Origin of the sequence: Candidatus Nitrosocosmicus franklandus (genome assembly GCF_900696045.1) — an archaeon.
Lineage (GTDB): Archaea > Thermoproteota > Nitrososphaeria > Nitrososphaerales > Nitrososphaeraceae > Nitrosocosmicus > Nitrosocosmicus franklandus_A.
The window spans coordinates 2159181-2173427 of record NZ_LR216287.1 but is presented as its reverse complement, the minus strand read 5'-3'; the positions used below and the strand labels follow the sequence as shown (position 1 = coordinate 2173427).

At 32.9% G+C, this 14247-nt stretch carries 18 protein-coding genes; 6 read left to right on the top strand and 12 right to left on the bottom strand.

Annotated features, from left to right (window positions below):
* Positions 1–100: 100 nt before the first annotated feature.
* On the bottom strand, positions 101–1228 hold the full coding sequence (locus NFRAN_RS10260; protein WP_134484905.1) for a sensor histidine kinase: 1128 nt from the start codon (positions 1226–1228) through the stop codon (positions 101–103).
* A gap of 245 nt (positions 1229–1473) precedes the next feature.
* On the opposite strand from NFRAN_RS10260, the gene NFRAN_RS13940 reads away from it, so the two are divergent.
* Positions 1474–1770, top strand: coding sequence for a hypothetical protein (locus tag NFRAN_RS13940; protein ID WP_172602289.1), 297 nt, complete (start codon positions 1474–1476; stop codon positions 1768–1770).
* Entirely contained in the window at positions 1733–2212 is a 480-nt protein-coding gene (locus tag NFRAN_RS10255; RefSeq protein ID WP_134484904.1) for a DUF2299 family protein, read from the top strand. Before NFRAN_RS13940 ends, NFRAN_RS10255 begins: the two co-directional genes overlap by 38 nt.
* 454 nt (positions 2213–2666) lie before the next feature.
* On the opposite strand, the gene NFRAN_RS10250 is transcribed toward NFRAN_RS10255, so the two are convergent.
* The 5 genes from NFRAN_RS10250 to NFRAN_RS10235 all read right to left on the bottom strand — a co-directional run bounded on the left by NFRAN_RS10250 (position 2667) and on the right by NFRAN_RS10235 (position 6330).
* The gene (locus NFRAN_RS10250) at positions 2667–2912 is read right to left on the bottom strand and encodes a hypothetical protein (RefSeq protein ID WP_134484903.1); all 246 of its coding nucleotides are present in this window, start codon (positions 2910–2912) and stop codon (positions 2667–2669) included.
* Between the two features lie 155 nt (positions 2913–3067).
* Positions 3068–3262, bottom strand: a complete 195-nt coding sequence (locus NFRAN_RS10245) for a hypothetical protein (RefSeq protein ID WP_134484902.1) — start codon at positions 3260–3262, stop codon at positions 3068–3070.
* 1180 nt (positions 3263–4442) lie between these two features.
* Positions 4443–4676: a hypothetical protein gene (locus NFRAN_RS10240; protein ID WP_134484901.1), complete on the bottom strand. Its 234-nt coding sequence runs from the start codon at positions 4674–4676 to the stop codon at positions 4443–4445.
* Positions 4677–5162: 486 nt separating this feature from the next.
* Positions 5163–5321 carry a hypothetical protein gene (locus NFRAN_RS13935; protein WP_172602288.1) on the bottom strand — a complete coding sequence of 53 codons (159 nt, stop codon included), beginning with the start codon at positions 5319–5321 and terminating at the stop codon, positions 5163–5165.
* 391 nt (positions 5322–5712) lie between these two features.
* Entirely contained in the window at positions 5713–6330 is a 618-nt protein-coding gene (locus tag NFRAN_RS10235; protein WP_134484900.1) for a hypothetical protein, read from the bottom strand.
* A 264-nt stretch (positions 6331–6594) separates the two neighbouring features.
* On the opposite strand from NFRAN_RS10235, the gene NFRAN_RS10230 reads away from it, so the two are divergent.
* Entirely contained in the window at positions 6595–6798 is a 204-nt protein-coding gene (locus NFRAN_RS10230) for a hypothetical protein (protein ID WP_134484899.1), read from the top strand.
* A 208-nt stretch (positions 6799–7006) separates the two neighbouring features.
* On the opposite strand, the gene NFRAN_RS10225 is transcribed toward NFRAN_RS10230, so the two are convergent.
* The 6 genes from NFRAN_RS10225 to NFRAN_RS13930 all read right to left on the bottom strand — a co-directional run bounded on the left by NFRAN_RS10225 (position 7007) and on the right by NFRAN_RS13930 (position 12737).
* Complete coding sequence (locus NFRAN_RS10225) at positions 7007–7309, bottom strand: hypothetical protein (RefSeq protein ID WP_134484898.1); 303 nt, start codon at positions 7307–7309, stop codon at positions 7007–7009.
* Between the two features lie 753 nt (positions 7310–8062).
* Positions 8063–8968, bottom strand: coding sequence for a class I SAM-dependent methyltransferase (locus NFRAN_RS10220; protein ID WP_172602287.1), 906 nt, complete (start codon positions 8966–8968; stop codon positions 8063–8065).
* Between the two features lie 1107 nt (positions 8969–10075).
* Positions 10076–11125 (bottom strand): zinc-binding dehydrogenase, encoded by a 1050-nt coding sequence (locus tag NFRAN_RS10215; protein ID WP_134484896.1) that lies wholly within the window; start codon positions 11123–11125, stop codon positions 10076–10078.
* 477 nt (positions 11126–11602) lie between these two features.
* Entirely contained in the window at positions 11603–11932 is a 330-nt protein-coding gene (locus NFRAN_RS10210; protein WP_134484895.1) for a hypothetical protein, read from the bottom strand.
* A gap of 456 nt (positions 11933–12388) precedes the next feature.
* Complete coding sequence (locus tag NFRAN_RS14500; RefSeq protein WP_425321228.1) at positions 12389–12550, bottom strand: ATP-binding protein; 162 nt, start codon at positions 12548–12550, stop codon at positions 12389–12391.
* Between the two features lie 37 nt (positions 12551–12587).
* Entirely contained in the window at positions 12588–12737 is a 150-nt protein-coding gene (locus tag NFRAN_RS13930) for a hypothetical protein (RefSeq protein ID WP_172602286.1), read from the bottom strand.
* A 211-nt stretch (positions 12738–12948) separates the two neighbouring features.
* Here NFRAN_RS13930 and NFRAN_RS10200 point away from each other — a divergent pair, with 211 nt between their 5' ends.
* From NFRAN_RS10200 to NFRAN_RS10190, 3 genes are all read left to right on the top strand, one after another.
* Entirely contained in the window at positions 12949–13425 is a 477-nt protein-coding gene (locus NFRAN_RS10200) for a VOC family protein (RefSeq protein ID WP_134484894.1), read from the top strand.
* A 190-nt stretch (positions 13426–13615) separates the two neighbouring features.
* Positions 13616–13864, top strand: coding sequence for a hypothetical protein (locus tag NFRAN_RS10195; RefSeq protein WP_134484893.1), 249 nt, complete (start codon positions 13616–13618; stop codon positions 13862–13864).
* Positions 13849–14055 (top strand): hypothetical protein, encoded by a 207-nt coding sequence (locus NFRAN_RS10190; RefSeq protein WP_134484892.1) that lies wholly within the window; start codon positions 13849–13851, stop codon positions 14053–14055. The genes NFRAN_RS10195 and NFRAN_RS10190 overlap by 16 nt, the downstream gene beginning before the upstream one ends.
* Positions 14056–14247 lie beyond the last annotated feature (192 nt).

Below are 14247 nucleotides of genomic sequence, written 5' to 3'. Positions count from 1 at the left end.
ACTGTTACTAAATTCATGTTATTAAAAGATAAATAATCCATGATCCGTTCCACCTCATTTAATTTTGAAAGTTGTTGTGTTTTATTGTATCAAAACACATCTATTCTCTTAAAGGTAAACTAAACGAAACTGTCGCTCCTTTTTCATTCTTGTTATTTTGGGCCCAAATGATACCTCCATGAGCTTCGACAATGTTTTTAGATATGTATAGACCTAGTCCAATGCCTTTATCTGATTTTGTAACAAATTTTTCAAATAGTCGTGGTAAAATTTTCTCATCAATTCCTTTTCCTTTATCTTTGATAGATACTATTACCAATTCACTACCTTTTTCATTTTCTTTATTGCTTTTTGTATATTCAACCTCCTCGAAATTTTCGTGGTCTGTTTTATCATCGTTATTTTGACTTTTTGTAACTGAAACAGTAATGGATTCTCCATCCGAAAAATTAATTGCATTATTCATTATGTTTGAGATAACTTCAAAAATCCTAATTTTATCTGCATATACTATAACAGGATCGTTTTGTGGTTCAAAAACTATGTCAACTGGATTGAGCGAATTAGCATGAAGTGAAGCAACCCTAGTTTTTGTAAGGACGTCATTAATCACATCCTGTATTTTTTCGTTTAGATTAAAGGGTTCTTTATGTAATTGTAATTTGTTATTTTCGATTCGTGAGGTAACAAGTATATCACTTACTAACTTCTCGAGTCTTCGCGAATTCTTATAGCTTGATATAAGCCTATTTCTAAATTGCTCTAGTCTGGGCTTATCTTTGATTAAACGTTCAAATTCTTTAATGGTTGTTTCCATAGCTTTTGCTGAATTTTTCAAAAGTGATGGGATGTCCATTTCAATCAATTCAAAATTTCCTGATAAAGCTTGGATTGGTGTCCTTAATTCATGAGCCGCGATATCGACAAACTCTTTTTGCTTTAACACTAGTTGCTTTATCTCTTCATGGGCTACAATTAGATCTTTACTGACTTTGGCGAGTTCTTTATTGGTCAATGCGAATCTTTCATTGAGTTCCTTCACTTGGTTATTTGCTACGAGAAGATCCATTTCTAATTCAGTTAAATCCTTTCTTGCATTTTTTATTTCTTCTATTTTCTTTCTAATTTTAGTATTAGCAATGCTTAAAGATTCATTTGCCTCCCTCAATTCATCTGCCTTGGCTAGTAGTTCGCCTGTTTTTACGGTAAGGAGATCTTTTATATTCAAACCTTTATTGCCTTTTAACTCCGGTAGCGTTATGACTGTTCAATGTAGGCATTGCATAAATACTTTAAATAAATTACTAATTTTCATATGTTAAAAAATAACAAGATCGTTACTATTGGGTTTGACGAAGGTTATAAAAATCAAGGTCTACTCTTGTGTGAAATGTATTTGATTCATGTTAGCTTAAATCTTCAAACAATAAGGATATTAAATTTCGAAGAATAGGTGAGCCTTGGAATGAATAAGTGGTTGATGAAGGGACAACTGTAAAAATCCGACCAATAGTTTTAAAAATTACAGGAACATCAAAGTTTGATTCAAAAGGATTTCGTAGGTATATTCCTGAGACCAGAGTCAATGTATTGAAAATCAGTTGTAAAATTATAATCCAGCTATTAACTTTCAAGAAAAATAAAAGAGTGCCATCCTCCGCGGTAATTCCAAATATTGTCCATCATGCTCCTCAATGCGGTTCTTATTATAGTATGATGCAGAACTACAAGTATGTCACAATCAGTAACAAACGGCAACTCACCGTATAATAGTATTCTTGATTGGCTCAAAAAGGATCCAGTCTGCAATATAGAAGAAACAATAGATAATGATAATACAGTTTCAATTATTAATACCAGTTATTTTGAGGATTTTAAAATCGGCGTTTACGTTTATAAAAATGATGTTGGTAGAGTTGAAATTATATCTAGTCCTCGTCTGTTAGCTCAAGATGGTAAAATTTTACAGAATGTCGACTACAAAATTATTAATGAGTTTCAAACACGATTGACCAAAGACTTATTGAAGATTGGCGTATTCTGTTCATTGCAAACAAACAAAGATGGAAACTCCATTGGGCTGACCATAATATACCCTTTGTTTTTTGATAGCTTGACTCGAGAATTATTTATGAGTGCTGTCCATACAGTTGCTAGAGCATGTCTTATAACAGCTATAGAATTTGATAAATTTATGGTTGATCATCAATGACTGTACCAAATATTATGATAATATTTTTTCGTTAGTGTTGATATAACTATAGAGCAGAAACAATGGTCTAATGTATATGTGCTAAATGTTCTTTATCCTGTGCCCTATTATTTTACCATTAGACAGTATCTTAACAATTTGGAAATATAAATTGAACACTGACAAAAGTATATGGTAACAAATCATGACGTTTTCACTTCTCAATCAACAAATATTCTTGTTTAGTGCAAATTATTTGCTTACAACACCTTGGTATCCTTCCTTTAGAATCTTGTAAGTTTGCTATATATATTACCAAATATAGGATTCTTTGTAGGCTGTCCTGATCTGGTGTTTTTTGCTGAAATTATCTGCTACATTCTAATCCTTACCCTTCATTCTCATTCGAAATGAGTCTTCAAGATTTCTGGAACTTTTGTTTTTTCCCAGAATTTTTGATAAGCAACAATTAACTCTAATTGGAGTATTGCTCAACAATCCGACTACCCTCCCAAAACATATGTCCGTCTATTTCCTCGTATGCAGAGTTCAGGATACTTGAGCTTGCCATTGGATGTTTGATATTTATACCTTCACTGTATTGTGTGGTAATTGACTTTCCTGCAATTATATCCATAGAGGAACATTTTTTCTTTCTTTTCTTTTTGATTTTCAAAATTTTTTTCACATAGACATTTAAGAAAGATCTCATGTCTGACAAGCACCTAATGCCCCATCTCCATGTAACACCTTCCTTTTTGAACTTGGGGTATAGAACATCTGTATTAGTCTGACAAGCACATAGCATCGCTCTTTAGAATTTTGACGGACTTCCCAAGGTACCTGTTTTCCCATGCTTTCGTCATTTGAAGAATGCTAATTGTCTGCGTCCAGTCCTTGGGTGTGTTTATCATTTTTAATGATCAAATCATCAAAAGACTTTTTCTTTTTTATATGTCTGATATATTTTGATACCAATTGGAACTCCTTTAAAGCCAGTATAGTTCCAATAATACTTGTTGACAAGAGTGGAAATAACAAACTAAATAACACTATTGACGATGATAGCAAACAAGAATCCATAATAAAAAGCCATAATTGTTCCAGTTATTGTGCCTCCTATAAAATAAGGCATCTGACGCTTTAATACTGATTTTAATAAACTATCCAAACAACTAGCACTTTTTTTATCATGTAGCATAGTTTATAGGCGAATGCATGTTCGATGATTATTTCTTATAAAAATGGTTCACATGTTTCAATAATTGACTACTTATTGCTCAACTCACTTCTAATACTGAATATTAGCATTGGTAAGCATTTTATTTGCTTAAAGTATGGTTACTACTCATGACTGTATGCTGAAATGATCCATTTAACATTGTCACCTAACCAATTAAGTCGCCAGATATATTTACAAACTACGGTATTATCCTATTTTAAATAATATTACAAACTATTCGATGATAAAATTGCTTTGACCATTATCTAATAAGGTTGATTTCGTATCTCTAGCGGATTCTACATTAATTATGTCTAATCGAATTGAGTTATTAAATCAATAATTTTAGCTGACCAAAAAAATGTCTCAAGAAACGTTCTAGTTGACTAATCCTCTAAAACTGATTATCTGCAAATTTTCTTGCCTTTTTAATAATATTAGAGTATGTCGCTATCTGTTGAGTAACTAGACCTATTATAAAAAATGATATTAGAATCATAGACAAGAGGAGAAATAAAGATAACCTGGGAAATCCTAAAATTTCATTTACATTATTTTATTTATCCTGTGAAGATTTATTTTTTATTGTTTCTTGCTTAGGCTAATTTATCTATATTATGCCAAGATGACCTATAAAATATAATCTGATTCAACACATTTAGATACATGTCCACAACTTGGGCAGCTTTCTAAATTTGAAAAATTCTTATGGAAAGTATGATCACCCATTCGGTAAATATTGGAAATATGGTTAAAGTCACATAGCTTACATTTAATTCTTAGCGTCACAGTATATAATACAGGCTCATGGTATATTAGTCTTTTATAGTGATAACAGAAATTACAGTCTTGCTATACATTCTTAGTTAGAACTATGATTTACTGCTTAGTAGGATCACTATATTAGTAAGAAAATCGATAGGATAAGTTTTATACTAATTATTAATTTTCATTCATTAAATCTTTCAGTAATAATGACTACTGCCTATTTCTGAGGCAAAGGTCCGACAAACTGTTTTTTGGTATTTGTTATTTTATATCCTTTTTTGAGCATGAATCACAGTATTTTTCTACAATGATGGCTCCATCCACAGTAAATATTGCTTCCTGAGTAGCTGGAATGCCGCAAATTACACAGTGTTTAATCTTTCCGTCAAGATCAACGAAAGGTCCAATCGATGAAAATTTCTTAAAGGAATAGTTTAATGGTGCAACCATAGGGTTAGAATTTTTTTTTTCGCTTATCACATTGTCTATATACATTTCCTATCTATTAAGTATGTTGTGGCGCTTATCGCTTGTAGATTACTCTAATCGTTACTATCATTTAAAATATAGATCTTTCCACTTGTTCTATGAAGTAATAACGAAATCCATGTCGATTCACAACTAACATTGTTTGACAAAGTATGGAAATATCACTTTCCATTGATTGCGTTTTAATAAATGAATTTTCTGCTATTGCAGTTTGAGAGATTCTATTGCAAAATACTAGAATGAATCAAAGGATTTGTAAATCGCAAATTACTGAGCTTAATTCTTCCTTAATTACCCCCAGATCTCGGACTTTCCTCCTAACCTTTATACTATTCGGAACTTAATCCCTCCGAACCCGCTGCCAATCATACTAACGATAAAGGAATAATCATTTAGAATACTCATCAAATGTATTTTGAAAATAATATAAAGTTGATTATGTCTACAGTACTACATACTTGTCAACTTATCTGTTCATATATCCATCACTGTTTAGGATACTACACTGCTATCCTGTTCTGTAGATTGTTCTTGAAGAATTAAAATGTCTGAATACATTTGACCATTTTGACTGGATTGCCCAGCTACATTCTTTCCGTTGCTTTCCTGAACTTGTATATTTATTATATTGTTACCAGACTTAATATTCATTTAAATGGTTGGTATAGTGGATTAAGTGGATTATCGATAGGATTTATAGTTATAGTAACACTATCAGGTACGCTTCCCAAACCTTGCTAATTTGTTACTACAACCTTATGATTCTAGTCTCCTGAGACTCTATATCTGATGCAGTAAGGGTTGAAATAGCAACTGCAGGATCATTAGGCGTTACAGAAGGGCCATTGGTTCGAGTCCATCGATGTGTTGAGGTTCTTTATGTATTCATTTATCCTGTGTATATTTTTGTCGATACCTCGTGGTATTGGTAAATTAAGGGTAAGCAATCGGAGGTTCAATTTGATGTGCCAAATACAAAGAACTCGTGCGATTAGGCTACTCAAACTGACAGAAATATCTTTGTAAAAAAGAATTAAAAAAATTATGGAGTTAGGTCGATACAATAGGCGAACGCTTGTGCTCTCACGGTATCCGCATTAGTGGTATCTCCAACAACAGTGACTTGGATAGTGTCCTCATCTATAGGTATCACATTATCAGCAACTAATCTGAATGTCGGAGTATTGCCGTCTGCCCTTGATGATCCGCCCGTTAACAAGTCCCCATCTTCACAGCTAACTTCAATAAGGACAAAATTTGATCCTTCTTGGTTAGTTTCTATCTCGCTTTTCACAATATATAATCGAGGCTCAAATGCTGGTCCTGGTGGTCCTTCAGGTCCTGGTGGTCCTTCAGGTCCTGGTGGTCCCCTATCACCCCGTTCTCCCTGTCCTATTCTATTTGAAGATAAATTGTTACAGCTTGCAAAATTGTCATCTCCAGACACACATTGTGCCCCTTGGTTACTTTCTTGACTACTCTCATCACTCTGAGAGGCGTCATTGCCATCGCCATCCTGACCGATGACATTGTTGTTATCGCCGTTTGATTGAGCAAACGTAAAACTGTTAGGTTTTATCATTAATTCAGTTGCAGGAATTATTAGAATACCTAGTGTTAACAATACAATGGTTACGGAGCTAATACCTTTGTTTTTCACAAACAGTTACATTTTAAATTATTTTTATATATTTGGAATAACTTGTAGTATCGCCTTATTTTGTTAATGGTTATATGACTTCTTAGCAGAGGTGTTTCATGTAAGAATGAATGTATAACCTGAAACAGAAAACTTTAACTATGATATCTAGTTTAGTGTGTCATTCACTTAAGAATCTAATCTAGATAACATACATACTTCTCATTGCAAGTTATTTCAGTTACTGTGAGGAAAATAGCAAGCAAATATGTTTAGAAGTAGAGAATGTATAAAGATGATTTTATTCAGAATATTTTGTCTCTACCTCAAAAGGCCTTTATCAAACATGAATATGTAAAATATGATAAATCAAATTGTGATCATGATCATGGACCATACTACTATGGGTATTGGAAAGACAAAGGGACTAAAACTCAGAAAAAAGTATTTAGAAAAATTAGGACTATAGTTCTTGACTATAGAGCATAAAATCCATGGTGTTATTTATGCCCGTAAAATTTATAGCTCATCAATTTTCTTATCGGGAAAGTTCACAAATATTGTTGACTGCAATTAGGCGACACCATAAAATCCATTAAAAATCCGTTGTCTTGAATAACCAATATTGATACGAGTGACGAATCACATAATGAGAAAAAACTATCAAAGGGAGCAACAAAAAAAAGAAACGGAAAATTTATTGTGTTGAATTCGATGAATTCGATTGTTCCAAGTAATCTTGAGCAATTACTAGCTGAATTTGTATTTCAATGTCAGACAGGTTTCTGCCTATATCGCCATTGACTTTGTTAATAGTCCCTTTAAACTTCGGTCCTTCTCCGTCCTCATATCCCTCTGTTCTATCCTGCATTAATGCCATAGCCAAATTTTCTGTTAATCCATCCGGCAAGGAGGTCTGAGAAAACGAAAAAATCGGAAAAGATGCTCCTCCTATTAGGACCAAAGATAACAACAAAACCATTCCATAAAGTGTTTTCATTTGATTGTTGTCTACCTCATACTACTACTAATTGTTTTCGTCTTCATTATTTATTGCATTACTATGATCACTATCGTATTCATCAGAAGATTGGTCTAAGAAGTGTAACGAATTCATGATCCAGGTTTTTAATTCGACGCTTTCTAGATTTGTCTAGATCATCTGTTTATCCAATGGCATAGAATTCATCACTGTCTTTAGTAAAAATCAAAATGACTACCTACTTCAATTTGAGGGGATTTCGCCAGTTTTATGTAGTGTCATATGATATAATATGAAAGAAGCATCAAGATTCAAAGTTACATATTCGATACTAATTTTGCTAATGCTTTCTTGAGGCGATCACCTTTGAACCTATCTACTAGTTAATTCTGAATCTTTGTTGTTACTAAATACAAACCATGAAAATTATTATCATGGGGTTCCTATTCCAAATAATCTTGAACGTGGAATAACTCATAACGGTGAAGAGCGGAAGGTAGCAGATTTTGTGTAATTGGATGATTCTAATGATAAGACAGTGTTATATTTATTAATGGATTATCAAAGGTATTTGACTCTATACTGCTTAAAGATAAAATGTTATTATCAAACATAATTATTTGTTTGAAGATCTAGTATGGATTTTGCTTCATTATTACCTTGATGAATTATTTTCATTACAAACATACCTATAAATTTCTAAACTCAAATTCAAAAACGGTCAGCTTGAATCACAAATCTAATATCTTTGATACGAAATAAATATCTCTACTATGCAGGTCTATAAGCAATAATATTTAGCCTTATAAAATCTAAGAACCAGCGTTTATCTGGTTCATTGTTATATTTCTCAACTTGATCTAAAAACAGATATAAAAACAGATCCTTTAGTTCATCAATATGCTCATCGTTTTTTTGAGATAAATGATCCAGGTAAGATTTCAGTACCACTGTTTTTACAAATTTAGAATACATCTGGCGATCTGGAAGAGAAACACAATCACTATGGGTATATGTTTTTATATTTTTGTAACCTATCTCTCTAAGCAATTTATTCGTATCATCAATCGTTGGAAAATACCATGGTTGTTTCCAATCGGTAAAGTATTTCTTAAATTGATCAGAATTTGCAATTTGTTCCACTAATTGGATGATTTGTTGTAGATTATTGTAGCCTCCACATTGGATTAATAATTGACTTCCACAGTCCTTATCATTATTTTTGGTACTCATTGGTTTTAGCTTTTCCAAGAAACTTTGAAAGACTTTTTTATGGTCTTTTACCCAATGAAGTGCGGAATTAGAAAAAATAACATCCACCTTTTCTGGAAGTGCTATTTCAGTAAAACCAGATTGTATTATTTCAACATTTTCAAAGGATTGGAGATTGATTTTAGCTTGTTTAATCATATTGGAATCAATATCAATAGCATAAACTTTTCCTTTTGGAACCTTTTTGACTAATTCTTTAGTAAGCAAGCCTGATCCACAACCTGCGTCCATCACAATTTCATTTTTACGCCATTTTCGACAACTAATCAACTGTCGACCCCATTTATATTGAACTAAACGTGAAACTTGATCATAGGTATGTGCATCCCAAGAACCCGTATTATGATGTTCCAAGCTTTGTTCGCTTTTATTATTTCTAAATAGTATTAATAATTTTGCAGACACCAGAGTCTGAGACTCTAATGTGGTCTGCCAAATAATCCAGAGTAACAATTAACGACAAGCATTTCCCTGTCTCGTTGAATACATTTCATAACATATGATAATAAATTCGTCCTGACTTGTTAGTTATGGATCTAGTATTGAAAACGAAACAATCCGCCAATTTTGGTGGCTCTCTAAAATCTGTATTATGAGTCTAATGAATTTGATACTTGCAACGAAACCAAGAACCTTAAATGAAATCTTGTTTTAGTATGATTGCAGTTTCGACTGTTGTAATCGTAAGATATTGTGGGCCACTGGATTTTATTTCTCGACTTTTGTTTTGTACCTATAAACTCGCATTTTGCGACTCGTAATGTGTCTATAGCAAAACCTTAGGTACATACGACATTCCTACTCTTTTATATACCATCACACAACGTTACCATCCATGACAGAAATAGTTTGTCGAAGGTTAGGTTAACTATTAAACTCCTCTACTACTTTTGGTAATCAACATACGTATATAATATCATACAAATCTATTTCTCCGTTACCATATACAATCAAACATAGCATCGTTTCGTTATATGTGTATGAGACTCTATCAGCCAATATCCTTTAATTTATGGTTATTTTTGTGGAGTTGGACTTGAGATGAAATCCAAAGTATTTTGTTTCTCTATCACTAGACAATCAAAGCGAGTACCAGGAGAGGATAGTAGAAGAACAAAATATAGTATAAAAACAGGATAGGTGAAATTATTTTTTGGTAACGTTATTTCAATCTGAGGAATTTAAGTTACAACTTTAATTTGCTATTGGGGTTTTTGACTCATCCTTTAGAGTTATAGATTGGATAAATACAACTTTGTCGAATCGCCAAGAATACAAGCTCTGCTACATCCTTGGTTGTAATTTTGATTGCAAGATTTTTGTATACACAAGCTGGCTGGATGAGAGTAAAAGTTATTTTATTTTTCTTAAATGTAAGATTCTTGCTAGTTTACATTCGTGCCTTGAATGCAATAAGCCTTTGTCGATTCTCAATGCTTATGTTCTTTTAGAGTATAATATCAAAACTAATCAGGTATTAGATCGCTTTTTAAGTTGGTTTCGATTTCTATCTCATAGCTTTTGTGGGGTTGTAATAGTCTTACCTATTTGATCCCCATTCATCATCATTACATGTCCTTTTACCATATTTTGGAATGGTAATACTGCATTTATTAATGGTTTAATTTTTTTATTAGCTGTCCAGTATAACATATCTTCTAGTTCCGCTCTTGTTCCTTGAGTCGCTCCAACAATATTTATTCCCCTAAAAAAAAGATAACGCAAATCTATTGTAGAATCATATCCGGTAGTTGCACCTGTTGAAACTAGAGTCCCTCCCATTTTCAATAATGCCACTGCCTGTGGAAACACAGTTTTACCAATATGTTCAAATACTATATCTACACCCTTCTTGTTGGTTATTCCTCGTACTTTTTTATACCAGTCTGCTTCTCTGTGATTTACTACATGATCCGCGCCCAATTCTAAACATTTATCCATTTTTTGCTTGTTTCCAGCCGTAGCTATTACATTGCAATTATGTAATTTTGCGATTTGAATTCCTACCATACCAACTCCGCTTGTTCCTCCCATTATCAAGACATCCTGACCAGGTTTAATTCTCGCTCTGTCAACGAGCATGTGCCAAGAAGTCATCCCAACCATTGAGATAGCTGCTGCATCTTCAAATGATATGTTATTGCTAATCTTTACTATATTTACTTCTGGTAGATGCGCATATTGGCAGTATCCTCCCCACAGAGGACCAGTTTGAAATCCCCACACCTGCCTTTTTTCACAGTCATATTCTCTACCAGATGTACAGAGGTTACAAATTCTGCAACTTAAATTCCCATGGGATACTACCCGGTCTCCTTTTCTCACGGAAGTAACCTCTTCACCAACTTCCTCAACTATGCCTGAAATATCTGTCCCTGATATATGTGGCATAGGTACCTTGATCGGTCTACCCCAAATAGCCCACAAATCGTTGTAATTGTAGGACGTAGCTTCGACCTTAACCAACACCTCATTTGGCTTTATTTTTGGAATATCTATATCTTCAATTTTGACAACTTTTTCAGGATCTTTGTCATGCTCTCTAAACACGGCGGCCTTCAAAATTTATCTCCTTTCATTTGAAGTGATGTTGGATAAATATGAATTGATCTCTATAATTATATCAAAAAATAACAGGTTCAGGTATGTAAAGACAGATAGACAGGTTAACTGCACTTGTAGGGAGATTATTGATTAATCGTCGACAGATTAGATTAGGGCAATGAATGGAAACAATATTGCCTTTGCTTTAGTGGGAATAATACTATAAAATAACAAATGATATAAAAAATTTTGTAAATTGCTTTTTGACGACCATTTATTGTGTTGGCTGCTTGGATTCAAGAAGATTTCAATACGGAATTTCGAACCAATTGATCAATCGACAAGCGATTTCAGCACTGAAAAATCTGAATAAGGAGGAACAGAAAGGATCGTCAACTAGGTACTAGTAACAAGTCCTGTGGTTTTTGATTATTCTGTCAAAATAATCTAAATAAGAACAATAAAAAAGTATAGTTGTTATTTGTAACGGTCTTTTTATTCCTGGTTATTATTGTTAATCCTGTTTAAGACATCTTGATAATCTGTAAGAGGAACAATCTTTATAGTGTTATACGAAGATATTCCAGATTCTATGCAAAGTTGTTCTATATTGTGAGCACTGTTTGCCTTTACAAGTATGATCCATTCATGCTCTAATACAGACATGTAAAATCCGTTGATTTCTTGCACTTCATATTTAGTCGAATTTAATTTCAGTTTGTTATAAATCTCCTTAAAGATCTCTTTGCTTTTGTTATTATTGAGAGGACATGATTCTGGACTGTGTACTGCAAATATTCCAAATAGTTTATACGAAGAACTCATCGGTTTTTTCATGGATCCTAGATTTATAAATATAGGTAATAACCAATCAATTAAAAATCACACTCAAAAGAACAAAATCTTTTATACTTGCAATTAAAATTCGCAAAAGGTAGATTACCTATTTGGTTCATTGTAAGAGGTTATGCTATGGAGAAAAAAATATCATGCCGCTTATATTCTGGAATTAAATTCCAAGTGCTCATCCTGTGAAATAGCATTCAATACTGACAAGTATAGATGTTATTGCTGCGGGAATAGACTTCGAAAACGAAGCATAAAGGCTAACAGATCCAATATTTCTAGATTCAGAAACGATCAAAGATAAGATATTAAAAAATGAAGAAAGTTATCATTTTGTCACAGAAAATACTATACTAGCTTAACAAATTAACATTTTTTATTTCAAAAGTTCCTTGGTGAGAATAGGTAAACTAATAATAAACTTTGCCTTGTCTTTCATTTTTTGTCCGCCCAGATACTTCTACCATGTGCCTCTATAATTTTCCTCGAAATATATAATCCAAGTCCGTAACCGTCCGTTGATTTGAACTTTTTGAACAAATCTCTCATCATTTTTGAACCAATACCTTGGCTGTTATCTTCTATACTTATTTTAATTGCTTGTCCTTTCTCTTTTTTCGAATGATGTGAATTTTTACTGCGTAGTAATGGCAGTCATAGCTGATTTCTTGATTTTTATAGATATAATTCCACGCTTTTTCATATTTGATTTTGTTGATATGGGTTTTATCGAGTTATGGATCAAATTTGAAATTGCTTCTTCAATTCTATTCCTGTCAGCCATAATAAAGCACATTTCTCAGAATAATTAAATACATTAAAGAAAACCAGCAGATAAAGAAATGCAAATCAAACTAAAAAAATTTTTTATCCAAATAAAGATAATTATCCGCTCCATGTAAGAGTCGAGTAGCTTCTCCGAACCAACTATCAATTAAGGAGATTCAATGGATCGATTGAAAAGACAAATATAATTTATTCAATCGTGTTGCTCTATGGATAAAGCGCCAGTTCCAATTAAAGGATTATTTGAGACACATCTTACAGTAAGCGATCTTCAGCGATCAATTAAATTCTATAGAGAGATTATTGGACTTGATCTTGGGCTGGAAAATTCAGAACGTCAATGTGCTTTCTTTTGGATTGGTAGGTCCAAAAACTCAATGCTTGGATTATGGTCTACTCAATCAATCCCCATCGGGTTGGTTTTACATGTTGCATTTGAAGTATCTCTGAATGATTTGTTGAATACATCCAGAGTTCTAAGATCCTATGGAATAACCCCTCTTTCCTTCTTTGAACAAGAAACTGATGAACCAAGTGTGTTGTGTTGGATACCAGCCGCATCTATCTACTTTCGTGATCCGGATGGTCACCTCATAGAATATTTGGCTTTATTAAATGAGTCTCCAAAACCCACTCCTGGTGTGATTCCGTATTCAGAATGGGTCACTGATAGAAAAAATAAATGAGGAAGTGCTTGAGATAATATTCGATACTAAATATCCGATTTGTATTCTTTTACTAAAATCGTGTACTATGCGGAACTTGATCCCTCTGATGGTGATACTACTAATCGAAACTATCAAGCTCATATTGTTCTTAAACAAATATTTTCAGTTTACATTGGTTCTAAAACTCTTTTATAATTTCCAACTAATTATGATTCTAGAATCAAAATTGGGAAAAGTCGCAGCAATATTGTCTGACTTTGATGGAACTTTATGTCCTACATCTGACATAGGATGCGGCTATTACAATGATTCAGCCATGATTCCGCAAATACTTGAAGATATTCTTAATAAAATATCTTTAACTATCCCAATAGGCATTGTAACTAGCAAGGACTTTGATTTCATATATCCAAAAACCAAAAAATTTGCAAAAATTTTGTCATGCGTTTTGGTTTAGAAACCTTTGCCGTAAATAAAAATGAACAAGCAAATCAAGATAAAATTTTTCTCAAAGATGATGAATCTGATCTAGGTGCTATTACTCTAAGGGGGAGTTATTCCTTCTTAGTTCATGAAATATTAGAAATCAACTCTGCTATTTTAACTGAAACTGCCGCTTATTTAGAAAAAAATTGCCGAGAATTTTAGCCTTGAAAAAAAACTTCTAAAAAGCAAAAACGATCTACTAGGTGGAATAACTGTTAGCTGGAGACATTATTCTGATTGGAACAGAAATAAGAAAAATATGAAGAGATTCTCAAAGATTCAATTTCTGTTGCTTCAAATAATCCTCAGCGCGAATCCAATAGTAATATTCCAAAAGAAAAACTTGACTCTTGT

Coding starts and splice junctions, on each gene's coding strand:
- NFRAN_RS10190 (WP_134484892.1), top strand. CDS start 13,849: ATGCGTTTTGGTTTAGAAACCTTTGCCGTAAATAAAAATGAACAAGCA.
- NFRAN_RS10200 (WP_134484894.1), top strand. CDS start 12,949: ATGGATAAAGCGCCAGTTCCAATTAAAGGATTATTTGAGACACATCTT.
- NFRAN_RS10210 (WP_134484895.1), bottom strand. CDS start 11,932: ATGAGTTCTTCGTATAAACTATTTGGAATATTTGCAGTACACAGTCCA.
- NFRAN_RS10240 (WP_134484901.1), bottom strand. CDS start 4,676: ATGTATATAGACAATGTGATAAGCGAAAAAAAAAATTCTAACCCTATG.
- NFRAN_RS13935 (WP_172602288.1), bottom strand. CDS start 5,321: ATGAATATTAAGTCTGGTAACAATATAATAAATATACAAGTTCAGGAA.
- NFRAN_RS10230 (WP_134484899.1), top strand. CDS start 6,595: ATGTATAAAGATGATTTTATTCAGAATATTTTGTCTCTACCTCAAAAG.
- NFRAN_RS10255 (WP_134484904.1), top strand. CDS start 1,733: ATGTCACAATCAGTAACAAACGGCAACTCACCGTATAATAGTATTCTT.
- NFRAN_RS10195 (WP_134484893.1), top strand. CDS start 13,616: ATGATTCTAGAATCAAAATTGGGAAAAGTCGCAGCAATATTGTCTGAC.
- NFRAN_RS13930 (WP_172602286.1), bottom strand. CDS start 12,737: ATGGCTGACAGGAATAGAATTGAAGAAGCAATTTCAAATTTGATCCAT.
- NFRAN_RS10225 (WP_134484898.1), bottom strand. CDS start 7,309: ATGAAAACACTTTATGGAATGGTTTTGTTGTTATCTTTGGTCCTAATA.